This is a genomic window from Candidatus Neomarinimicrobiota bacterium (genome assembly GCA_034716895.1).
Lineage (GTDB): Bacteria > Fidelibacterota > UBA8477 > UBA8477 > JABMPR01 > JABMPR01.
In genome coordinates, this window is record JAYEKW010000004.1 from 1 (window position 1) to 22,502 (window position 22,502).

The window sequence follows — 22,502 nt, forward strand, 5'->3', positions numbered from 1 at the left end:
CAGGAAAACACATGCCATTCAAAATTGACGCCTTCGCAAAAAGTCCCTCTCGCACGTCTACGCTCTACAAGCTTCGCCGCACAGGCAGAGCGCGCAGAGCGTTGCATTGAGCCTGTCGAAATGACACGGAGTGTTGATATATATGGATTTAGGAGTATTCACTATATATGGTTGTATTTAATAGTTTTAGGGCACATTTCATGAATTCTCAGATACTTCTAGCGGTTTCGTCAAAATTAACTATACCAATTTCACCCATTTAAGCAGATAAGGCTCTGTAGATTAAAATTATGGAAAATAATTATCGTGAATTCGCCCTGAAGACCATTGATGAACTTGGTCTTTCAGATTATGAGGTTGCCAAGCTAACTGGTATTAAAAGTTCTTCTGTCAGTCGCTGGAGAACCGGCAAGACCACCCCTCGCAAGAACAGTCTGAGACACCTGGCCCAATTGGCCGGTCGTCAAATACGTTTTATTAAATCTGAAAAGGGCATGAATGTTGTCTGGCTGAATGAAAATGAGGGTGCTCTGACACCCTATGTTCCACTTCAGAATATTCGCCAAACGGTAAAGGTTTACACCTGGAGCCAGGCCATGAGTACTGGTTTTTTCAGACGAAATGGCAGTATTGGGCAGAAGCCGGTCCATTCGCTCAAGGGCATCCCGGATATTGAAGATCCCCTGGTTTATTCCTTGATTATTGACGAGGAAAACAATTCCCTGATCGATCCCTACACACGTTATGGTGATGTGTTGATAATTTCACCGGCGGCCAGTGTGAAAAATGGAGATCATGTTCTGGCAAAACTCACGGATGGCCGCTTGATATCCCGTAAAATTCAATTTGCAGATGACAATCTCTTTTTCACTCGACACGAAGATGGTACGGCTGAATTCAGTGTGAAGGCTCCTGCCATAGAGTTCTATCATAAGGTGGTTTACGTCCGCAAACGTTAGTCAACCACGCATACCCCATTCAGTGCTTCACGGCTAAAATAAAAGAGACCTGAAGTTTCAGGTCTCTGGTGAGGATAGTTGTGCCGAGAGCGGGAGTCGAACCCGCACAAGCGTTAGCTCACTGCCCCCTCAAGACAGCGTGTCTACCAGTTCCACCACCTCGGCAAAAAACTATTCGTCAGTTGGCAGGTCGATTCCGGTCGCTTCCGTTGCTACGGTTGGAGCTGCTGCTTCAGCAGGACTGGTTGCTTCAAACTGAGTACCGGGAATGAAGATATCTTCCTGTAATTCTTTCTGAAAATCGTTCTGATCTGATGATCCACCTTTGTTGAGAACACCGATCAAAATAATAAGAACCATAAATGCGACGGCAAATCCAGCTGTTAATTTGGTTAAGAAATTACTGGCTCCTACTCCGCCAAAAAGTGCACTGGCCGTGTTACCTCCACCAAAAGTTCCGGCTAATCCACCGCCCTTGCTGGACTGCATAAGAATTACCATCATCAATAGTAGTGATATGATCACCAGGATAATGTACAGAAATGTCATGAGTTTCTCCTACTTGATAGCTCCGGCTTCGTCTATGATGCCCTTGAAAGATTCAAGCTGCATACTTGCTCCGCCAACCAGAGCTCCATCAATGTCCTTATTGGACAATAAACCAATTGTATTATCAGGTTTGACACTTCCCCCGTAAAGGATCCAAGTCGATTCAGCGACATTTTCGTTAAACAGCGTTTTCAACGCGCCACGAATAAAGGTGTGGATCGCTGCAGCTTGTTCAGGTGAAGCCGTAAGACCGGTTCCAATGGCCCAGACAGGCTCATAAGCAATGATCACTGTATCCATGTCGGTATCGCTCAAATTCTTTAAGCCAACCCGAAGTTGTCTGGCAATCACCTTTTCAGTTTCTTCAGCTTCTCGCTCTTCAATCTTCTCGCCCACACAAAAAATGGGGATCAAACCTGTTTTCAAAGACCTGTGAACTTTTTTATTGACCCATTCATCACTCTCACCAAAGACATGTCGTCTTTCAGAATGACCCAGGATCACATATTCGGCTCCAGTTTCCCGGATCATGGCACCGGTGATCTCACCGGTAAAAGCCCCGGCTTCTTCCCAATGCATATTTTGGGCACCAACCTTTAGCTCACTACCACTTACCGTATCAAAAACTGTCTTCAATGCCAAAAAAGGCGGGCATAAAATAACCGAGACCCCATGGGTGTCCAATAAATTATTCCGTAGTGATTCAGCGAATTCTCCAGCCTCTTTGGAACCGAAATGCATCTTCCAATTCCCGGCTACTATCTTATTTCTTTTCAATTATTTAGCTCCTTTCAAAGCTTCAAAAGCGGGTAGATCGATACCGCTTAACAATTCCAGTGAAGCGCCCCCTCCGGTAGAAGTGTGGCTTACGCAACCCGTCATCCCGAATTTTTTGAGCGCAGCGGCACTATCCCCACCACCTACGATGGTGGTAGCACCTTGTTTTGTAATATCACAAAGTTTTTGAGCAATAGTTCTGGTGCCTTCTTGAAAAGGAGTCATTTCAAAAACTCCCATTGGTCCATTCCACAGCACCGTTTTGGATGAATCCAGGATCTGATTAAAAGATTGAATTGTTCTCCCGCCAATATCAAGACCCATAAGATCATCCTCCAAAGCTCGGATAGGCAATTCCCGGGCCTCAGCATCTTCAGCGATCTCTTTTCCAGCAATACAATCAGACGGCAAAACAAGATTAACACCCTTGTCCAGACAGAGTTCAATGACATCTGACGCAAACTGTAAGCGGTCTTCTTCCACCAGGGATGAACCAACATTATGGTTCAAAGGGGCTGCACTCAAGAAAGTAAAGGCCATCCCGCCACCAATGAGAATATTATCTGCTATATCTGCCAATCGTTTTAACAGGTCGATCTTACCACTAACCTTGGAGCCACCCAGAATAACTGTAAAGGGTCTTACCGGAGACTCGATGGCCTTAACCAGGAAGTCGATCTCCTGCATAAGTAAAAAGCCGGCAGCCTGTTCAGCCATATAAGCGACTATCCCCACATTGGAGGCATGCGCCCGATGAGCAGTCCCAAAAGCATCATTGACGTAGATGTCAGCCAACCCAGCCAATTGCCTGGAGAACTCCGGATCATTATCAGTTTCAGCAGCATGGAAACGCAGATTCTCAAGAATGAGAATCTGTCCCGGTTTTAGATCTGCCGCCATTGCCTCTACTTCTGGTCCAACACAATCCGGAGCAAACCGAACCTCTGCTGAAACCAATTTGGTCAACCTTCTGGCAACCGGTGCCAGGCTCATTTCAGGAACCACCGCACCTTTTGGTCGACCCAGGTGTGAAGCTATTATGATAGCCGCACCTTGCTTTAACAAGTGTTCGATGGTTGGTAGGGAAGCCTGGATACGAAAATCATCAGTTACTTGTCCCTCACTATCCAGGGGCACATTATAGTCTGTCCTGATGAAAACTTTCTTCCCGGTGACGACCAGGTCTTTGACATGTTTTGGCATCTTGTAGTCCAGCCTCTGGTTATTGGGCGTTCTTCAGCGCATCAGCCAGACCAACATGCAGATCAAACTTGAATTTCTCCACATTGATCTTGGGTTCATGCCAGACACCATAATTTTCAGCCATGATACATTTGATCAGGTAACTCTGGGTCAATGCTTCGGTGGTTTTCTTATCATACCAGCGGATATCGATCTTGGCTGCATTCTCATGGACAGCACCCAGAAGAGCGCTGAGGAAGGTTTGACGATTTTCTGTATCGGTATTGATCTTGGCAAAACCAGCACCGATCAGTCCCTGGATCTGTTCCCAGTCTGTACCCACAAAATTTTTCCAGGTCTGGCCATATTTCTCAGCCATCCCTGCTCCCAGATTTCCCAATTGTTCTACCGCATATTCCACAACCTGGGAATAAAGGGTTGAAGCACCGTGAGCTACAAAAATAGTCTCGGGTTGAACACGGTCGGCGATCTTCAGTAATTCATAGGCTAATTCAATATTAAGTTTGACCTTAGTACCAGGTTTGCCCTTGTTGGGACCGTGCATAGTTCCAATGGTGGGAGCAATCATCAGCACACCTGTTTCGGTGATGAATTGTTCAAATTCATCGGGCTGGGTGTAGGTTGAGATCTCGGATTTGGTATCTTCGTCCTCTTCGCCGGCCAATACTCCCAATTCTCCTTCGACAGAAACACCCAGGGGGTGAGCCATATTCACTACTTCACGGGTATAACCGATATTCTCTTCCAGTGAGCGACCACATTTGTTGGCATGATCTGTTGAATTGTCAGCCATGACACTTGTCAAATGCTGAACTGCGCCCTGAACCACTTTGCGACCAGCTTCAGTCGTGTAATCACCATGATCCAGATGAGTGGCTACTTTGACAGTTGAACGTTTTGCTCGAGAGGCAATATAATCAGCGGCTACTTCCAAACCGGTGATGGAATCCCCGCCACCAAAATGTTTCAAGGCACTGTTCGAGATCTCGAGGAGGCCTGAAGAACCTAGAATTTCGAAAGCATCAAAGGCTGCATCGATCCCCTGAATGGTTGTGATGTTAAAAGCCGGAAGAGCGTAGGGCTTGCTCTTCAAGTTACCCTTTTCACCTTGTTTAGCTTTGAGGGTCAGGGCATGAGCACTGGTCATGTTATCTGAAAATCTCCGAGAGGTATTCAATTGAGGTGGATTGTTGTAGGCTTTCATTTAAGAATCTCCAAATCTATAGTTAATACTGAATTTATATTTTGAACTGTGACAATCGTTATCTGGATGAGTAGCGTTGTTAAGATTACAGGACAGGTATTTCTGATCGTAAAGTCGCATAAGGGGCTTGATCCATCACCATTTCCCGGACAGATCATTGGGGTTCGTTTTTAAAAATAAGCAGGCATTCATCACGCTCAATCTAGTCATTTTACGATCCAAAAGTTAAAAAATCGTTAGTAACTCAGAAAAACGTTACTACAAAAATCACATTAAATCAAGCAGCCTCATGCTGGGGTGTTGACAGGGTGATCAAATCTACCTGAGCAGCCCCGCCAACTTGTCTCAATACCTGAGCTAGTGCATTGGCAGTAGCCCCTGTAGTGAGAACATCATCAACTAAAAGAATCTTTTTCCCTGACACACCTGTATCATCCTTAACGGCAAAAGCGCTGGCGACATTTTGTTGACGTTCCTCGGCATTCAACTTGGTTTGAGTTCGGGTGTATTTTGTGCGAGCCACCAAATGGTTCCCAATACTGGCACCTAATTCTCTGGAGAGCCAGTTACTCATGCCATCAACCTGATTATAGCCCCTTTCTCTTAATTTCCGAGGGTGCAGAGGAATTGAGATAACCAGATCATAAGTGTGAGTAGGAAGCTGAGAAATGATCGCTGTTCGGTAATGGTCCAAAACCGTCACTACCGGCTTACGTCGTCTGGAATATTTTAGATGGTGGATCAAACTCTGAAATGCCTCATCGAATTCAAAGAGCGCCCAGGCTGTTCCAAGATAGATCTCTCCCGGTACGGAGAATTGGGCATGGGCTTTCCCGATCAACTTGAAGTTATGGAGACAGCTCAAACAGACCTGGTCTTCGTTCTGATCAAGCCGCCTTTCACAAAGCAGACATAAGGGCGGATAGATCAAATCCAACAGACCTGAAAACAGCATCCTTATGGCTTTAACCCATTTGCACTTCCAACTGGTATTCGTGAGCATGTGATATGATAATTGTTTCATTAGATTTAATATTCACCCACGGTTATGATCGTGGACTATTAGAAACCCTTGACTTCAGTCATGGGTTCCAGAACCCCCAATTACATCGGTATCAAGGCCGCAGCCCCAATCACTGGAGCAGCATCACCCAACCTGGCCGGCACGATCTTGAGTTTTCCCCGTTGATTTGGAAACAGGTGGGCATCCACTACCTCCTCCAGAGAATCAATAAAAAAATCAAACCCTGCAGCCAGGGAACCTCCAACTACAATAATACCCGGATCAAGCAGATGATTTACATAAACCAGGGAATGTCCAACGGATCTGCCCAACAAGCTCCAGGCAGCCAGGGCATTGGCGTTTCCAGACTTGGCCAGCTCAAATATTTCCAACCCGGATCTACTCTCCCCGGAAATGTGTGTGTAATTTCTTTCCAGAGCCGGACCTGAGACATAGTCTTCAAAGCTGCCTTCGTTATAGGGGGCTAATCCATATTCCGTGGCCGTTCCATGAGCCCCACTAAGGATGCGACCATCCCAGACAAAACCATGTCCATATCCGGTTCCCAAGGTGATGCCATAGACCAGCGCTTCTCCCTTGCCGGCACCAGCAAGGGCTTCGCCCAGCACAAAAACGTTGGCATCGTTGTTCATTTTAATCGGTACATCAAAATAGGACTGCAAACGAGCAACCAGAGGATAATTCTGAATAATGGGAGTATTTGGTGTTTCCATGACTTCGTCATGGGTACCATTTAGGGGACCGGGGGCACCTACACCCACTCCTGCCAATTCATAGTCCTCAGATTCTGCTACCAGAGCTTTGACCTGCTCACTAATGATCTGCATCAGATCATCTCCATTGGCGATCTGAGCCATGGCGATCTTACCTGCCAGAACGATCAGATCGTGGGATTCATCGACCAGACCAATACGAACCTTGGTTCCCCCAATATCTATTCCAGCACGTACTTTGATCATCACCAACCTTTAACTATTAATTATGGACCTTTGACCTTTGACCTTTGACCTTTGACTTTTGACCTTTGACCTTTGACTTTCGACCTTTGACTTTCGACTTTCGACTTTCGACCTTTGACCTTTGACTTTCGACTATCAATCAAGATATCTTTGCCAGTCATAGTTCTGCACCTCATCCCGGGCAGAGGAATGAACCAGTTGGTAGATCCCATAGCCGGTACGGTCTACAAAAAAGAACTGAATACCGCCTTCAATTTCATAATACTCCCATGATTCCCAGGGCTTCTGGCCCAAGGCTGAAGGAGCACGTTCGATATTATTGGGATGACCATATTGGATCAAAACCCGGCCACGATCCGCCTTCCAGCCCTCCTTGGTTTCAGTGCTATATTCACGGTTAGCCAATTGCACACGCTGATAGAATTGAGTTTTAAATTCATTGATCGCTGTTTCCGGATCAGGATCATTACGATCCCAGAAAGCAGTCAGAACATTTCTTTTCCCCTCTATATCTGAGTATTTGAACAAACGCTGTTCCTTTTTGGCCATGACCAGGGATGCTACTTTAAAAATGTCATCCAACTGGGACTCACTCAGGGTGGAATAATCACTTCCGGCTGTGGCTTGAGCCTGCTCTGAATTTGAGGGCTTCAACACATAAAAGGTCTTTTTAGTGGAAACATGCTGACCGCTCACTTGATCTGTCACCGTGATCAAGAGCTTGTGGATACCTGAGCGCAAGCCTGCTGTATTGACCCCTCCCCACTCAACCGCTGAAGTACCCGGCATCTTTTTTGTGCGAATTGGATAGTCCTGGATCACATCTTCATTCAGAGAGAGCACTTGTGTATGAACCTGAAAATCACCTGCTCCGGAGAGACCATAAGCTTCAAAATAGTAATACAACATGGGAGCCCTGGAATTAAAAGAACGTTCAGCATTAGGGACTACATCATACCCGTATTTCGTAAACTCATTCTCATGGTCGACCTTGATAATCTTGGAAGCTATGGTGATATCTGACAGGGTCAGGTCTTCGGCAGGAAATAATTCCAATATGATCGGTTTCCGAATACGTTGACGACTATTTGAGTGCAAGTCAATGATATCGACCTGAAGCAGATATTCCCCGGCTTCTACATAAAACTTACTAATGTCAGGAACATAACTCAAACCGGCAACGGCAGCCTGGTCGGCAGCTCGGTAGGTACGCTGCCAACGATCCGGTGGATAGGGTACCAGATCATCCTGGATCAAAGCAACCTGAAAAACTGCCTTGGCTTCCAGACCATTCTCACCTGGTAAATAGCTAAAAAAAGATTGGGGGATCATCAGATAAATGTCCAGATACACACCACCCTCGATGGAAAAACGTGAATAGTCCAGGGATACCCCCAGATCAGCCTCAGTATAGGTATCAGCCGCCATTACTGTAAAGGCGACCGTTAGCAGCAGAATAACTCTTTTAAGTAAATTGCACTGAAACAAGGCGGGATATTCCTTCCTCTTCCATGGTAACACCGTATAGGAACCGGGCTGCTTCCATAGTAAGCTTGTTATGAGTGATCACAATAAATTGGGTTCGCGTTGAAAAGTGTTCCAGCATTTTGGTATATTTGCGGATATTCCTGTCATCCAGAGGTGCATCCACCTCATCAAGTATGCAGTAAGGACTTGGCTTCACCTGATAGATGGCGAACAGCAGGGCAATAGCGGTCAGAGCTTTTTCACCGGCAGAAAGCATCTTCAGGTTCTGAGTCTTCTTGCCACGTGGTGTTGCTTTAATGATTATATCGCTTTCAAGGACATCATCAGGATTCTCAAGCAATAGACTGGCCTCTCCACCATCAAAGAGCATCTGAAAAGTCCCTTTGAAATGTTCCTGGATCAACCCAAAGGTTTCGCGGAATTGCTTACGGGCTATCCGATCCAGTTTTGAGATTGTTTCCAGTAGGCTGGATCTGGCTTCAAATAGATCGGTCTGCTGTTCCTTGAGAAAATTAAGCCGACTCTGTTCAACTTCAAATTCATCCTGAACAGCCATATTGATAGGTCCCAGGTTCTCAATAAACTTTTGGCTGCGTCGGATCCGCTTTTCAACCTGCTCCTGATCAAACTCTGTCAGATCCAGGTCATGGGGCAGATCGCTCTGGTACTTCTCCTGCACCCGTTCAACAATATGTTGATTTTTAGCTTCCAGATTTGCAGCTGATACGGATAGTTCACGTAGTTCTTCTGCAACCGCTTCCCGTTTATGGTGATGATCACGTAAACGGAGTTCAAGTTCATTCAGGGCTTGCCGTTTGACCTGAACCCGACTGGAAATCTCAACCAGGATCTCAGATTCTCGTTCAAGGATGGTTTTAACCTGGGCTAAATGATCCTTTTCAGAATTTTGGGTCTCCCGTTCATCCTTTAACACTTCTGTGTGCAGCAGTAACTCGTCTTCAAGGGTTTGATCACGCGTATGAATATCTTTTAAGGTTTCATTAACACTGGTCAGTCGTGTATCCAGATTGCGCTCTTCATTCTTGAGGTTGACATGTTCCAAACGACCCGTTTGAGCGGCTTCACTGGCCTCATCACGTTGATTTAAAAGGGTTTGCAAAGCGGCTTCCATGAGACTGATCTCGGCTTCAGTACTGGCTCGTTCAGTTTCTGCAGCTGTCAGTTGAGGAACGAAAGCAGTTATGCGATCTTCAGCATCCTTAATGGCCTGCTTTAATTCTGTCAGCTCCTGATCGACACTATTTTCATCAGCCTCAGTGGAACTGATACCGTATTGCGCTCTGGAATTCTTACGCTCAACTTCCAGTAATATCTGGCGTTGATCATCCCGGGAAGTTCTGCTGGAGCGCAGTTCTCTTTCCAGGATGCCAATCCGGGTATGAAACTTTTCGATATCCGCGCTGTGCGCTTCGATCTCATCCACCAACTTGGAGAACTGAATCCTTAGTCGCTGTATCCGGTCATGCCGACCCAAGATCATATTTTCGCCCTCTCCTCCGGCTCCTCCCTTGATCAAACCAAGTGCGTCATACAGGGTACCGTCAATACTGACGATACGGCCGGAAATATTATTCCAATCAGGGGTGTAATCATTGTCAACCAGGGTTAGGTCACCCAGTAAAGACTGGGCTAAACCAGCATACCCAGATTTGGGCTCGACAAAATCCAGGGCAGAACCAATGACATGCTTGCCAGATATTTTCGCTGGTGTTTTTACAGGTGATGAGTTGATCGGGTCAAGCGGTAGAAAAGTAGCAGATCCTGCTTTCTGCTGCTGTAAACTGGCAATAGCTTTTAAAGCGGACTCTCGATCACGGGTCACTAAAGCTTCAGCCAGAGGACCCAGAGCAGTTTGAATCGCTGTTTCGTAGCGTTCATCAGGGGTGATCAGATCTGCCACGGTTCCCAGAATTCCAAGTTGATCCAGATCTTCACTAAGTAATGCTCGAACTCCCCCGGAGTAGCCTTCGCCAGATTCAAGCAATTCCTCATAAAAATTGAGCTGATTCTCTACACTTACGCGTTGACCTCGCTTTTTGGCCAAAGCTTCCCGAGTTTCATTCAACTTATCCTGTAGTTCCTGAAAGCCTGATTCCAACTCAGTGACTTTGGTTTCAAGAGCCTTGTATTGGATCTCGGCATCTTTAAAATCCGAGCCTACCAGATCCAGTTCCTGCTGATACTGCTTACGGGACTGGCAAAGGCGTTCTTTTTTGCTTGAAAGATGCTCAATGGTGCTGTGGTGTTGAGTCAGAGCAGCTTCCTGGTGACTTTTTTGATGGTTCAGATCGCTGAGACGATTAAGTAATTCGAGGTGTTTCTGATTGTGGGTATCATGCTCTGATTTAGATTTACGATAGTGCTCGACAGCATCCTCAAAGGCGACATTGAGGGTTGCTTCTTTGGCATGGGCTGTTTCGATCCGAGGTTGAATATGGGCTTTCTCATTGCTCAACTCGGAGCGCAGAGTCTCAGATGATCCCTCCCGTTCCACCAGGGTGCTCTTTTCAACTCTGATCCGATCCAACGCGGCTGTGGCTCCAAGTATCTTTTCCTCGGCAACCAGCAGGATCTGCTCAATGCCAATGCGTTCAGTATTGTGGGAATTGACATGTTCCTGTTGTTGCTGGTGATCAGTTTCAATACTTGTCAACTGTGTTTTGGCTTCCTCAACCCGTTTTTCCTCAAGGTTGACCTCTTCACCGCTAGCGCCATAGCCATCCTTGATTTGGGCAATTCTCTGGCGAATGGGAATAAGCTTATCCAGAACTTGATTGGTCTGATGGACTGCCATGGCGATCTCATCATCCTTTAATTGACTTTGAACACGATCGAATCTTTTGTATTTGGCTAACTGCCGTCGCAGACTTCCCACACTTTTTTCAACTTCAACGATGATATCATTCACTCGATTGAGATCATTCTCGGTTGAATCAAGACGACGCATGGACAAGCGACGTTGCTGTTTATATTTGTTGATGCCGGAAGCTTCCTCAATGAGTCGTCGGCGCTCTTCTTTACTTTCGCTAAGAATAGACTCAACCATCTTAAGCTCGATCACCGAATAAGCATCTGACCCCATCCCTGTGTCTACAAAAAGTTCATGAATATCTTTTAGCCGGCAGGCATTCTTATTGATAAAAAATTCACTGGCTCCATCTCGAAAGACCCGTCGGGTAATCACGACATCAGTATATTCTACGGGTAATAAACCCCTGTTATTATGAATGGTCAGAGAAACTTCAGCAAAGTTCACCTGTTTTCGTTTATCGGTTCCACTAAAGATGACATCATGCATATTCTGGCTACGCAACACAGAGGATTTCTGTTCACCCATGACCCAGCGAATGGCATCCACTACATTGGTTTTCCCACACCCATTAGGACCTACAATACAGGTCAAACCTTCTGCGAATTTCAGCTTGGTCGGTTCAGCGAAGGATTTGAATCCTTTTATAGCCAGATCAGATATATACATGTGGTGTTTCTATCTCCAATGACAGTTCCCAATGGTGGTTTCCATCGGGTACCGGGGTACTTTTATTAGCCAGGCGGCCAGATCATTGTTCTCCCGCCGAGAACATGCAGATGTAAATGGAATACAGTTTGACCAGCATTTTCGCCGTTGTTCATCACGAGCCTGAATCCGTCCTGCAATCCAGCCTCTGTTGCCAGGGTCGTTCCCAGATTAACCATTTTGCCCATAAGCAACTCATCATCTGCGGTCAGGGCTGCCGGTCCAGCAATATGTTTCTTGGGAATGATCAGTATATGGGTTGGTGCCTGGGGGCTGATATCATTGAACGCCAACATCTCAGCGTCTTCATAAAGCAATTTGGCAGGGATATCTCCAGCAATGATCTTACAAAAAATACAATCTTGTGTCATGCAACCTCCTCAATGGGGTTAAGCGGATTCTTGAAGCAGAGCTGACACCAAACCGGCTGCATGAATAGCAGCGGTTTCAGCCCGTAAACGTCTGGGTCCCAGACCCGTGAAAGTATAGTCGGAAACAGAGGCTAAATCAATTTCATCCTTTGACCAATCCCCTTCTGGACCGATCCATATTACTACCGATCCCGAACGTCTGATCAGCGTCTGATTGCTGGATATGAAGGTGCTGGTATCAGCGGCATAGCAAAAGAGATTCGTTACTGACCTGTTTGTTCTGACAAACCCCGGAAACCCGGTTAACTCGTGGATCACAGGCAGGAATGAACGTCGACTCTGTTTCATGGCAGCAATAGCAATCCGTTGTAATCTGCCATGATTCATGCCCTGCTTGACAGTATGCTCCGTAAGCAATGGTACGATCTGATGAACCCCCAATTCGGTGGCTTTCTCAACGATCAGATTCATGTGGTCGCCCTTCAGGTTGGCAATTGCCAGAATAATTTCACCTGTGAGCTCACCGCGACCTGGTTCTTCAGCAAGAACGGTTAGATCGAGCGTATCATTTCTGATGGTTTTTATCCGTGTTAAAGCGGCTGTTCCTCGTCCATCTACCACCCAAATCTGTGATCCAACTTTAAACCGACGAACTCGAATTAGATGATGATATTCTGAACCAGTCAGGGTTAGGCTTGTCAGCCCTTTTTGGAAGGTGGGCAAATATACTTGTTCACCAGTGATCACCGGTGGATGAATTCCATTGCGGCCTGGAAAAAGATACCCTTGTATATTTGACGAGAGTCGATCACCTGATCAAAACTGGCATAATCATATCCCAGCCGAAAGTTATAAGAAGCTCCCTGACCTGTTAGAATTCGTAAATGAACCCCACTTCGCACCAAGGGAGCAAGATCGGTCTCTACATGCTGCCACCGTTCAAATAGAGCTTCATCATCGGCAGTATTAAGTGCCAGAAGTGGGCCAGCCGCCACAAACCCACCTACCTGAGTGGAAGGATGCATGTTTTCCAGAAAGGGAAACCAGGTTATACCAGTCAACAATTTAACGAAACTCAAATTGCGGTTATTGATGGTTACGGGGCGATTGAAGTAGTCATAGTAGGCGAAGGTATCATTACTCTCAACCAGAGACCAATCCATTTCCAGATCAAGACTGAATGCCTCGCTGAAATGAAAGCTGTATAAGCCACCCAGGCTGCCTCCATAGCTCAGTATTTCCATATCCAGTCCCATTGTATTGTATTTCAGGGACTCCTGAGGTTGAGCATGAATAGGAATGGCAAGCGACAGTATGAAGAAAAATAAAGCGAATCGGGTGGGGTTCATTGATAGCGGATCATTTTTAGTTCATGATATTCTGCTTCACGAATAAAGCAGATCTCATCCATATAATTCTCTATAAAAAGTAGTCCGCGACCATTATAGCGCAACCGCTGACCCGGTTCAGTTGGATCTTTAAGACAATCACGATCAAAACCTAACCCCTTATCCCGGATCCGCAGCTCCAGATGGGAATCATAAAGGGTCATCTTGATGGAGACCTTCAGATCCGAGCCATTACCATTGCCATGCTTAATGGCATTGTTGACGCCCTCCTGCAGGGCGAGAATAATATCCTGACGAATGTCACTGGGATAGCTGGTAGTATTCAAAATATTTCTGGCAAAGTCCTGAACTCGTTCAATTTCCTTTATATCCGACGGGATGGTCAGAAAGTGGTCGAAGACTTGGTTATTGTTCAAATTCTTCACGGGGCGAATTATAAGATAAATAGGGGGTGATGACAAGGTTGTTCAACCATGCATACCAACTGTTATTATTTGTACTTCAGAGGTTGCGCATAGGTTCAAAATATCACCCTACGCTTTACACGCTACGGGAGACAAGTTTTACTGTTCTGTAAGCTTAAAATTTTATGTCTGCCTGCGTGGAGACCGACTTCAGCAGGTCAGGCGTTTATTCAACGTCCTTGAATTCAGCATCTTCAATGTCAGCTTCATCAACCCGGAGATGATTTTGTCTGTCATCGGTTTCTCCCTTGACCTGGTTGGGGTCGGTATCCACTATCTTGAGATTTCTTAACATCTTTCCCACTGATCTGAAGACAAAGTAAGCGACGAGTATAAGGAGCAGATAACGCATGGTTTCACCGTTTGATTGGGTTGTAGAATTTGGTCCCTTCAATGGGTTGTCGAATAGTTGCTAGGAGGTCTGCCAGATCATCCTGATCATTCACGAAATCAATATCTGTAGCGTTGATGATCAACAGGGGTGAGGCTTTGTAACGGAAAAAATATTCGTTATAAACTTGATTCAGAGCAGCGATATAATCACTATTGATATTGGACTCAAAGTCTCGGCCCCGTTTTCTAATATTATAGAGCAACCGATCCGTATCAGCTTGTAGATAGATAACCAAATCGGGATGGGTAATGGTTTCTTCCATCATTCCGGCAATTTTGTCATACAGACCCATCTCATTTTCATCCAGATTTAGATAGGCAAAAAGGCGATCCTTCTGAAACATATAATCGGTGATCAGCAACTTGGAGAAAAGTTCGGTTTGTCTCAGTTCCTGAAATTGACGATAGCGACTCAACAAAAAGAAAAGCTGGGTTTGAAAAGCATAACGTCTGCGATCACCATAAAAGGATGACAAAAACGGATTCTCTTCAAATTCTTCAAGCACCAGACGGGAGTCTAAATGTTGGGTAAGGCGTCTTGCCAAGCTTGTTTTTCCCACACCGATAACCCCTTCAATAGCGATATGATATAAGTTTCTCATACATCAATCCGCTCAGCAAGTGGAGTGATCGAGCACCTATCAGTGCATTCAGAGAGCAACCGTGCTATAGTTTTATCAGTAAGCGGATCCAGCATATTTGACGCGATCTCTGAAGCAGGCTCTAACACAAAACGACGCTCCCGGAAACGCGGATGGGGAATACTGAGGACCTTGTCTGACCAGATCTCTTTCCCGAATAGGATGATATCAAGATCCAGGATACGGGGACCTTTCGGTGTCTCTGAGATTCTGTCTCGACCCGCTTGACGTTCTATTTCCAACAGATTGTCCAGCACTTCCAGGGCATTCTGATCCGTCTCAAAATAAACAGTAGCATTTACAAAGGAAGCTTGACTGACTGGACCGACAGGCTGGGTAAGGTAGAGACTGCTCATTTGGACATGCTCATAATGTTCATTCAACTCTTTCACAGCTTTCTGAACCTGAACCCGGGGATCCTTCATATTTGAACCAACGCTAATGAGAACCGGGGTCATACATCTGCTTTCTTACGGGTGACCTCAACTTCCACATAATCCAAAACAGCATCAATGGGAACCTTCTTCTTGCGCAGGATTACAGTGATCTCTTCAACATCAAATTGTCGTACCAGGGCATCGGCCAGATGATCAGCCAGGGTTTCGATCAAATGAAATTTCTTGCCCGTTACCATTCCCTTCACCACGCCATAGACCGCCTGATAGTCCACAGCTTTATGTAAGGTATCTTCAGAGGCGCAACGAGCAAATGGGTAAGCAATGCGTACATCCACTTCAAACCGACCACCCAGTTCCTTCTCAAAATCCTGGACACCGTGATAGCCGTAAAATACAAGATTCTTGATGGTTAAAATTCCCATAGCACGGAAATCTACTTAGCTATTGTAAAATTACAAATGGCTTTCCATTTGAAATCTTAATTTGAACAACTCTGTACTAACCATTTCGGCTCTTCCCCCAAATGCGTACCTGAAGACGAGGATATTAGGGATATAAGGGTATAGAGGCTGTGTGAGAATAGGGACAACGCTTACCCCATGCTTTAGCTTGGGGGTATGATATCCTACTGTTTCTTTGGGCTTTAGCCCCGTATTGTTGGGCTAAAGCCGTCCTTTTTAATACTTTTAGAACCCCCAGGCTGAAGCCCGGGGTAAGTATCAATAGTAACAGTACGATACGTAGATAACTAAAGATAATATTAGCAAGCAATTATTCCGGCGCAATGAAGTTTCCACACAGCCTCTATAACCCTTATACCTTTATACCTTTGTACCCCAGTATATTTATTGACCCCAAATCTCAACGATTGTATCCAGGTATGCATTATTATGATGAACCACCATTCCATATATGGGCAACATGGAGCTGAATTTGGTATTAACCTTCGAGCATCATTCCATACGATGAACCAACACCACAACAATAATATCTCTTCAAAAGAAACGGCAGCTCCGGGGAAAAGCTGCCGCATGGGTCGGTGTTGTCAAACACCAGGATGAACAATCTGACCTGAGAAACATTTCTTTGTTAAATCTATTGACCTCCGCCTGATCTACAACCGGGGTAAGGCCTGGCTGAACACTGGACTATCAGAGTAGTATGAATAGGCATCCAAACCCCATGTTTGATAATGCTTGCCATCAAAATATACCAAGCTCTTGGGAAAACTTGGATTATCCAGGATCAGAGCTTCAGCGGTGGAGGAGATTGGGCTGTGCTGCAGGGTTAAAGAATCTATGCGCCATTTTTTCAGCCAGCTAAAATCATTGCCTAGTGTACCAAACTGTTTGCCAGCACCTATGACATAGTAATTCAAATCGTTGTTGTGCAGGAAAACGATACCCCGTTTACGGGAGGTCTTGCTAATCACCTGGATGGCAATATCAAATTCACCATCTCCATTAAAGTCACCCCGTTGAAAGAAGGGACTCATTGCAAAATACACTTCATAGGAATCAAAGAAGCCGCTACCGACCAAAGCTGTATAGATCCCTTTGGGAAGATCGTCATAGCGGGCTTCAAAAGGTTCGCTGGCAAAAGCAGTAAAACTGAGAATCAGGATCAGCAGGGTTGTTTGGGTCAGTCTGGTTTTCATTTTTCACCTCCGGGCTTTATTGTTCATCCGAGGTGAAGATACAAACTCTCAGGAGCCTTTCCATGGGGGCAACCCTGATTGTGTCATAGGGATTCCCTGACCAGGCTTATAAGCACGTTTTTGGAGAACAGGGTCTCAGGCTATTCCAGGGATGTCAGCCCTTCGCGGATAGCATATTTGGTAAGTTCTGGAATGGAATTCAATTTAAGTTTGGTCTTGATCTTGGCTCGATGGGCTTCCACTGTCTTGACGCTGATAAATAAGGTAGTGGCAATCTCTTGAGTTGGTTTGCCTTCAGCGATCAATTGCAAAACTTCCCGTTCCCGGCTAGACAATTCAGAGGTCTCGGTTTCCTGCACCAACTTGCCAACGTAATCATTAAGGACTGCATTGGAGATCTCCTCGCTGATATAGTAGCGATCCTGCAAAACCTCACGCACGGCTTGGATCAGTTCACTTCCGGCACAATCTTTCAGTAAATAACCTTTGGCACCGGCCTTGAGCATACCTGTCACGAAATGCCGGTCTGAATGCATTGAAAGGGCAATGACCTTTTGATTCGGGTTGTCATGCAGCACTTGACGAGTAGCCTCTATCCCATTGAGCTCAGGCATGGCAATGTCCATTATGATCACATCTACTGCCATTTTGCGAGCCAGCTTAACTACTTCGCGACCATTATCCGCCTGAGCAATGACCTTAAACTCCAATTCGCTATTCAGGATGGAAAGCAGACCCTCTCTGAAGAGCGTATGATCATCAGCTAAAATTATATTGACAGCCATTAAATTCCTTCCAATGAAACCGGTACAATCAAAGTGACAACGGTTCCACTACCTTCTTCCGATTGAATATCCAGGACCCCGCCAAGGTACTCGATCCTCTCTTTTATACTAAATAAACCGAAGCTGCCGGATTTGCGTTGTTCAGGGCTGAGCAGTGCTGTATCAAAACCCTTTCCATCGTCATGGATCTTGATCGTAAAAGAATATTTGGAGACCTGGATACTGATCAGAACCCGGCTGGCCTGAGCATGTTTCAGGATGTTCTTCAACACTTCATCGACGGATCGAAACAGAATAACCACCTGTTCATCCCGGAGGTTAATATTCTCAAGATTATGATCGTAGGCGGTTTCAATACCGGTTTCTTCGGTGAACTTCTCCAGTCGCCACTCCAATGCTTCGATCAGTCCCAGTTCGTGCAAAACAGGTGGACTCAATTCATAAGTAATGGAGCGGGTTTGTTTCACAGCATCACTTATATCTTTCTCAACGGCTTTCAGCTTTTGCTTAAGGTCTTCGTCTGAAGTAGCATTTAGAATGCCGGCCATTTTAATCTTAGCCATGGCCAGGCTTTGTCCCAGTTGGTCATGCAGTACAATAGCCAGATTGCGCCGTTGAGCTTCCTCAGATAGGATCAGGTCAGATGAAAGCCGTTTGAGCATGTTTTGATATTCCCAGACCTCAGCTTCAACTTTTTTTCGTTCAGAAATGTCGCGGGCAATAATCTGGACCGCCGGTTTCCCCTGATATAGTATGGAAATAGCTGATACTTCAACAGGAATCAATCGACCATCTTTTCGCTCATATACATCCTCAACGGAGAAGAGCTCTTCACTCTCGGTAAGCATGGTGATTTCCAGCTCTTTTGATATCTCGCGACGTGCTTCCTGAACCAGCTCTGAGGCTGTCCGCCCCAGGATCTCAGATGGGCTTTCCAGACCGAGGATGTCCAATAGTTTTTGATTTGCGTAGACGATAATGCCATCCACATGAATAGCAACTCCCTCACGAGCGAACTCAATGATCTTGTGATAATTCTCTTCTCCCTCGGTCAATGCACGACGGGAATTGGAATGCTGAAAATCGATAACAGAATGCCTCTTTGCCATTGTTCTTATTTACGTCTAAAAAGATAATGTCTTGAATAGTGGGAACAACTAAGTTTCGGCACCAGAGGGTGGATTACTGAAAGAATGGAGACGGGCGGCAGTCCATCTGCGCGTCTGCTACGACAGATAAATCTCTAGCCCTTAACCCATAATTTAAGGAAATCACTCCGCAGAGTTCATCTTGAACTCTATCGAAGGACTCGCGAATACATGCGGCAAAAAATTCGCTTAGTCCGATCCTTATTGGAGATACAGCATTTTAATCGTTTTACTATTATCTCCAACCATCAACCGACAAAAATATACTCCTGTGCTTACCTGCCTACCGTGGTCATCCATTCCTTGCCACTGGATATCATAACTTCCCGCTGGCTGTGAATCAGATAGGAGTCTCTGGATCAATTGACCAGATATGTCATAGATAGCTAGCGTCACCTCTACCTGACGGGGTAAACTGTATCTGATAGTTGTAATCGGATTGAATGGATTTGGGAAATTTTGTGACATCACAAATTGGGAAGCATTTAAAGTCGGCTCTTTAATGTCTGCTGGCCACTGTGCGGTAATGGCTGCACTTTCAGTATTCAGTTTATCCAGGCTGGAAATGACATATCGATATGAGTCAGTGATCTCATCTACATAAACTGTATCTGTCCCTGCTAAAATCGCCACAATATTTGCAGCATCTTCGGTATCAATTGGCAATTCGGCAGCACCGTATAAAACATAACCAGCAGTAGTATCCCCATCAGCAGCAGCAGGTGGTCTATCCCATGTTATTACATTATCACCCTCAAAGACATGCAGCACATTTAAGGGTGGATTGGGTGGCATATCATCTTTCCAGGACATGGGAGGGGTCAGTGCCGGATGTGCGTACAGATCATTTCTCAGGGAGTCAAGAAAGCCTTTGGGATTGTTGACGATTCCACTCCTGTAACGAAAATAAACACTACCCAGGCTACTTTCTGTCACCCGGTTCAGCCGGATCTGATTGGGTAGTTCATTTGCCGGCCAGTTATGCCAATCAGAAATTCGATAGGGAGCATGTCCCACATACAGATGCCGCTCCCCTGCTGTGACCGAGCTGGCCCACCAGGGCATGAGCAGCGCATAGTTCTGACCACCACCATGGGGCCAATACAACTGAGGGGTTAGATAATCGACAGTTCCAGCATCGAGCCAGGCAATGGGATCACAATAAAGATCGTAGTAGGAGCTGGTTCCAATGATGCCGGCTGGAACTCCATTTTTCCATATACCAAAAGGTGAAACGCCAAACTTGACCCAGGGTTTTGTCACCTGAATGCTGTCATAGATACTCTCCACCAGCAGATTCACATTATCACGGCGCCAGTCATTGATGTTGGTGAATCCACGGGGTTCCTCGGCAAAGGTCGCTGCATCTTCATCAGCCATGCCCCCATAAGGATAGAAATAATCATCCATGTGAACCCCATCAACATCATAGTTATTGACCACATCCAGAAATACATCCGTCACATACGACCGGACTACAGCTTTGCCGGGATCAAGGATGACGCTGGTACGTTCACCGTCTCTGGCTGATAACAGCGTGTTGGAAAACATGCCGGATTGATCATTGTTGTGCTGAGAGTCAGCACGGGATGAGGTGGTTAACAGCCATTCAGGATGTTGGTGATAAACATGACTGGAATGTAAGCCGGACAGATTACTGGTGGTGCTGACCCGGTATGGATTAAACCAGGCATGGAGCTCCATCCCCCGTTCATGCGCTTCTGAAATGAAATATTCCAAAGGGTCATAGTAAGGTGAGGGTGGTATTCCGGAACCGTTCAGCTCATGTGACCAGGGCTCATAATTTGAATTATAAAAAGCATCACATCCGGGTCTTACCTGAAAAACCACTGCATTGAAGCCAGCTCCTTTCAGATTGTCAAGCATACTGCGGATATTGGCTTTCTGTCCACTACTATAGGATAAGATGGGGAAATCCAAGCCCCAGGCAGTGGAAACCCAGACAGCTCTGAACTCGTGTTTTGGTGATGCAATGATGATGTTCATTGACAGCAGGAGCAAGAGTGTGGTTAATGCAGTTTTCATTCTTCAATTCTCTCAATTATTGTCCCCACCGGATGACATTAGCGCTCGTCACCAGCCAGGCCTCATTGATCTGCATACCAGATCAGTATTTTTCAAAATCAGGCATAATTTTATCGCTTGAAGTGAACTATTGCAAGAGAGATTAAAGGTGGTGGAGAAAAAAGGTGGAGAAATGATGCCCTGAATAGGGGTGTCGTTATCCGAAAACACATCCGGCGGGATGGGTGGAACTCAAAATATCGATTAACGAATGTCGATTTCAGATGTGATGGTCACTTCGATATTCGGTGTTCCTTTGGAAACGGGAGTTCAGGGGTGATATAGCCAAGCAACCCAAGGGGGGGTTGATATAATACCAATTTTAGCTTTAAATGCGCGTTTTGTGTCTTCGCGAGCAGCGCGCGGCGATCTCAAAATTATGACTAAACTTGGAGATTTATCCATCGTAGCAGACGCGCAGATGGATTGCCACCTGTCTATGTCTTCCAGGCTACGCCGTGGCAAGCAGTCCTTACAGTCCTCGCAAAGACAAATGAGGACACGCTGACAGAATTACCTGGAACGCGCAAATGGAACTAAATTTGGTATAATATATCCCCATAAGTTGATTCAATACGTTTCCAGATTTTGTTGAAGTACTTCAAAATGAATCCACACAAGAGATTTTAACCTTGATTCTAACTATAGCACCTGATACTATCCATCCATTATTAAATGAGGTGTTATAAGGGGTGACAAGACGCTGTTAATCGTGAATCATCTCCCGGTTACACACCGTTATTATAGACCAATACAAGTATTTTCATAAAAGGGCGATTCAATGGCTAAACAACGTGAAGTGGATACTGAACCAATCGAAAAACAATCTCTCGGTAAACTCGAGACAGCGCTCTGGAAAGCTGCGGATAAACTCCGCAAGAATATTGATGCAGCGGAGTATAAGCACATCGTTCTGGGACTCATCTTTCTGAAATACATCTCCGATGCCTTCGAAAATCTGTATGGTAAGCTAAAAGGTGGTGAAGGAGACTACGTTGGAGCTGATCCTGAGGACAAGGATGAGTATAAAGCTGAGAATGTTTTTTTCGTGCCTGAAATAGCCCGTTGGTCCCATCTTCAATCCCAGGCAAAACTTCCTGAAATCGGGAAAGTGGTGGATGATGCCATGGATGCTATTGAAAAGGATAATCCTTCACTCCGGGATGTACTCCCTAAAGTCTATGCCCGTGGTAATCTTGACCCTACCAATCTAGGTGGCATGATTGATCTCATTGGAAACATTGCCTTGGGTGATGCCAAGGCCAGGAGTGCTGATCTATTAGGTCATGTTTTCGAGTACTTTCTGGGTGAATTCGCACTGGCTGAAGGGAAGAAAGGTGGACAGTTCTATACGCCCCGTTCTGTTGTTGAATTACTGGTAGAAATGCTTGAACCATATAAAGGTAGAGTATTCGATCCCTGTTGTGGTTCTGGTGGTTTATTTGTTCAGTCAGAAAAATTCGTGGCTGACCATCAAGGTAAAGTGAATGACATCTCCATCTATGGGCAG

At 45.6% G+C, this 22,502-nt stretch carries 22 protein-coding genes and 1 tRNA gene; 2 read left to right on the forward strand and 21 right to left on the reverse strand.

Translation table 11 applies throughout. From position 1 onward, the window contains the following. The first annotated feature begins 290 nt into the window (after positions 1-290). The gene (locus U9Q77_00170; GenBank protein ID MEA3285776.1) at positions 291-959 is read left to right on the forward strand and encodes a helix-turn-helix transcriptional regulator; all 669 of its coding nucleotides are present in this window, start codon (positions 291-293) and stop codon (positions 957-959) included. 81 nt (positions 960-1,040) lie between these two features. On the opposite strand, the gene U9Q77_00175 is transcribed toward U9Q77_00170, so the two are convergent. The 21 genes from U9Q77_00175 to U9Q77_00275 all read right to left on the reverse strand — a co-directional run bounded on the left by U9Q77_00175 (position 1,041) and on the right by U9Q77_00275 (position 20,953). Continuing rightward, a tRNA-Leu gene (locus tag U9Q77_00175) sits at positions 1,041-1,124 on the reverse strand. Positions 1,125-1,130: 6 nt separating this feature from the next. Next, positions 1,131-1,508 (reverse strand): preprotein translocase subunit SecG, encoded by a 378-nt coding sequence (secG, locus tag U9Q77_00180; GenBank protein ID MEA3285777.1) that lies wholly within the window; start codon positions 1,506-1,508, stop codon positions 1,131-1,133. Positions 1,509-1,517: 9 nt separating this feature from the next. Further along, on the reverse strand, positions 1,518-2,285 hold the full coding sequence (tpiA, locus tag U9Q77_00185; GenBank protein MEA3285778.1) for a triose-phosphate isomerase: 768 nt from the start codon (positions 2,283-2,285) through the stop codon (positions 1,518-1,520). Next, entirely contained in the window at positions 2,286-3,488 is a 1,203-nt protein-coding gene (locus U9Q77_00190) for a phosphoglycerate kinase (GenBank protein ID MEA3285779.1), read from the reverse strand. Positions 3,489-3,507: 19 nt separating this feature from the next. Then, positions 3,508-4,692, reverse strand: coding sequence for a class II fructose-bisphosphate aldolase (locus U9Q77_00195; protein MEA3285780.1), 1,185 nt, complete (start codon positions 4,690-4,692; stop codon positions 3,508-3,510). 277 nt (positions 4,693-4,969) lie between these two features. Beyond that, complete coding sequence (locus U9Q77_00200) at positions 4,970-5,716, reverse strand: ComF family protein (protein ID MEA3285781.1); 747 nt, start codon at positions 5,714-5,716, stop codon at positions 4,970-4,972. An 80-nt stretch (positions 5,717-5,796) separates the two neighbouring features. Beyond that, entirely contained in the window at positions 5,797-6,675 is an 879-nt protein-coding gene (locus U9Q77_00205; protein ID MEA3285782.1) for an ROK family protein, read from the reverse strand. A gap of 135 nt (positions 6,676-6,810) precedes the next feature. Next, a complete protein-coding gene (locus tag U9Q77_00210) occupies positions 6,811-8,163 on the reverse strand; it encodes a GWxTD domain-containing protein (GenBank protein MEA3285783.1) in 1,353 nt (450 codons plus the stop codon). Next, on the reverse strand, positions 8,141-11,662 hold the full coding sequence (gene smc / locus U9Q77_00215; GenBank protein ID MEA3285784.1) for a chromosome segregation protein SMC: 3,522 nt from the start codon (positions 11,660-11,662) through the stop codon (positions 8,141-8,143). Before smc ends, U9Q77_00210 begins: the two co-directional genes overlap by 23 nt. A 65-nt stretch (positions 11,663-11,727) precedes the next feature. Beyond that, positions 11,728-12,072, reverse strand: a complete 345-nt coding sequence (locus tag U9Q77_00220; protein MEA3285785.1) for a histidine triad nucleotide-binding protein — start codon at positions 12,070-12,072, stop codon at positions 11,728-11,730. Between the two features lie 18 nt (positions 12,073-12,090). Beyond that, complete coding sequence (locus tag U9Q77_00225) at positions 12,091-12,819, reverse strand: RsmE family RNA methyltransferase (GenBank protein ID MEA3285786.1); 729 nt, start codon at positions 12,817-12,819, stop codon at positions 12,091-12,093. After that, positions 12,816-13,421 carry a hypothetical protein gene (locus U9Q77_00230; GenBank protein MEA3285787.1) on the reverse strand — a complete coding sequence of 202 codons (606 nt, stop codon included), beginning with the start codon at positions 13,419-13,421 and terminating at the stop codon, positions 12,816-12,818. The genes U9Q77_00225 and U9Q77_00230 overlap by 4 nt, the downstream gene beginning before the upstream one ends. After that, a complete protein-coding gene (locus tag U9Q77_00235; GenBank protein MEA3285788.1) occupies positions 13,418-13,837 on the reverse strand; it encodes an ATP-binding protein in 420 nt (139 codons plus the stop codon). Before U9Q77_00235 ends, U9Q77_00230 begins: the two co-directional genes overlap by 4 nt. A 214-nt stretch (positions 13,838-14,051) precedes the next feature. After that, a complete protein-coding gene (locus tag U9Q77_00240; GenBank protein ID MEA3285789.1) occupies positions 14,052-14,180 on the reverse strand; it encodes a hypothetical protein in 129 nt (42 codons plus the stop codon). Between the two features lie 61 nt (positions 14,181-14,241). Continuing rightward, positions 14,242-14,880 carry a deoxynucleoside kinase gene (locus tag U9Q77_00245; GenBank protein ID MEA3285790.1) on the reverse strand — a complete coding sequence of 213 codons (639 nt, stop codon included), beginning with the start codon at positions 14,878-14,880 and terminating at the stop codon, positions 14,242-14,244. After that, complete coding sequence (gene folK / locus U9Q77_00250) at positions 14,877-15,377, reverse strand: 2-amino-4-hydroxy-6-hydroxymethyldihydropteridine diphosphokinase (GenBank protein ID MEA3285791.1); 501 nt, start codon at positions 15,375-15,377, stop codon at positions 14,877-14,879. Before folK ends, U9Q77_00245 begins: the two co-directional genes overlap by 4 nt. Continuing rightward, entirely contained in the window at positions 15,374-15,739 is a 366-nt protein-coding gene (folB, locus tag U9Q77_00255; GenBank protein MEA3285792.1) for a dihydroneopterin aldolase, read from the reverse strand. The genes folK and folB overlap by 4 nt, the downstream gene beginning before the upstream one ends. 692 nt (positions 15,740-16,431) lie before the next feature. Then, positions 16,432-16,974 carry a hypothetical protein gene (locus tag U9Q77_00260; protein ID MEA3285793.1) on the reverse strand — a complete coding sequence of 181 codons (543 nt, stop codon included), beginning with the start codon at positions 16,972-16,974 and terminating at the stop codon, positions 16,432-16,434. Between the two features lie 140 nt (positions 16,975-17,114). Beyond that, complete coding sequence (locus U9Q77_00265) at positions 17,115-17,759, reverse strand: response regulator transcription factor (GenBank protein MEA3285794.1); 645 nt, start codon at positions 17,757-17,759, stop codon at positions 17,115-17,117. Then, positions 17,759-18,868: a PAS domain-containing sensor histidine kinase gene (locus U9Q77_00270; GenBank protein ID MEA3285795.1), complete on the reverse strand. Its 1,110-nt coding sequence runs from the start codon at positions 18,866-18,868 to the stop codon at positions 17,759-17,761. Before U9Q77_00270 ends, U9Q77_00265 begins: the two co-directional genes overlap by 1 nt. A gap of 240 nt (positions 18,869-19,108) precedes the next feature. Continuing rightward, a complete protein-coding gene (locus tag U9Q77_00275; GenBank protein ID MEA3285796.1) occupies positions 19,109-20,953 on the reverse strand; it encodes a family 10 glycosylhydrolase in 1,845 nt (614 codons plus the stop codon). An 820-nt stretch (positions 20,954-21,773) separates the two neighbouring features. Between U9Q77_00275 and U9Q77_00280 the strand changes: the two genes are divergently transcribed. Further along, the coding region (locus U9Q77_00280; protein ID MEA3285797.1) for a class I SAM-dependent DNA methyltransferase at positions 21,774-22,502 on the forward strand (729 nt) is incomplete at its 3' end.

Excerpts from the sequence above, each read along its gene's own strand:
- U9Q77_00170 (MEA3285776.1), top strand. The coding sequence starts at position 291 with ATGGAAAATAATTATCGTGAATTCGCCCTGAAGACCATTGATGAACTT.
- secG (MEA3285777.1), bottom strand. The coding sequence starts at position 1,508 with ATGACATTTCTGTACATTATCCTGGTGATCATATCACTACTATTGATG.
- U9Q77_00190 (MEA3285779.1), bottom strand. The coding sequence starts at position 3,488 with ATGCCAAAACATGTCAAAGACCTGGTCGTCACCGGGAAGAAAGTTTTC.
- U9Q77_00195 (MEA3285780.1), bottom strand. The coding sequence starts at position 4,692 with ATGAAAGCCTACAACAATCCACCTCAATTGAATACCTCTCGGAGATTT.
- U9Q77_00200 (MEA3285781.1), bottom strand. The coding sequence starts at position 5,716 with ATGAAACAATTATCATATCACATGCTCACGAATACCAGTTGGAAGTGC.
- U9Q77_00205 (MEA3285782.1), bottom strand. The coding sequence starts at position 6,675 with ATGATCAAAGTACGTGCTGGAATAGATATTGGGGGAACCAAGGTTCGT.
- smc (MEA3285784.1), bottom strand. The coding sequence starts at position 11,662 with ATGTATATATCTGATCTGGCTATAAAAGGATTCAAATCCTTCGCTGAA.
- U9Q77_00220 (MEA3285785.1), bottom strand. The coding sequence starts at position 12,072 with ATGACACAAGATTGTATTTTTTGTAAGATCATTGCTGGAGATATCCCT.
- U9Q77_00230 (MEA3285787.1), bottom strand. The coding sequence starts at position 13,421 with ATGAACCCCACCCGATTCGCTTTATTTTTCTTCATACTGTCGCTTGCC.
- U9Q77_00240 (MEA3285789.1), bottom strand. The coding sequence starts at position 14,180 with ATGTTAAGAAATCTCAAGATAGTGGATACCGACCCCAACCAGGTCAAG.
- U9Q77_00245 (MEA3285790.1), bottom strand. The coding sequence starts at position 14,880 with ATGAGAAACTTATATCATATCGCTATTGAAGGGGTTATCGGTGTGGGA.
- folK (MEA3285791.1), bottom strand. The coding sequence starts at position 15,377 with ATGACCCCGGTTCTCATTAGCGTTGGTTCAAATATGAAGGATCCCCGG.
- folB (MEA3285792.1), bottom strand. The coding sequence starts at position 15,739 with ATGGGAATTTTAACCATCAAGAATCTTGTATTTTACGGCTATCACGGT.
- U9Q77_00260 (MEA3285793.1), bottom strand. The coding sequence starts at position 16,974 with ATGAAAACCAGACTGACCCAAACAACCCTGCTGATCCTGATTCTCAGT.
- U9Q77_00265 (MEA3285794.1), bottom strand. The coding sequence starts at position 17,759 with ATGGCTGTCAATATAATTTTAGCTGATGATCATACGCTCTTCAGAGAG.
- U9Q77_00270 (MEA3285795.1), bottom strand. The coding sequence starts at position 18,868 with ATGGCAAAGAGGCATTCTGTTATCGATTTTCAGCATTCCAATTCCCGT.
- U9Q77_00275 (MEA3285796.1), bottom strand. The coding sequence starts at position 20,953 with ATGAAAACTGCATTAACCACACTCTTGCTCCTGCTGTCAATGAACATC.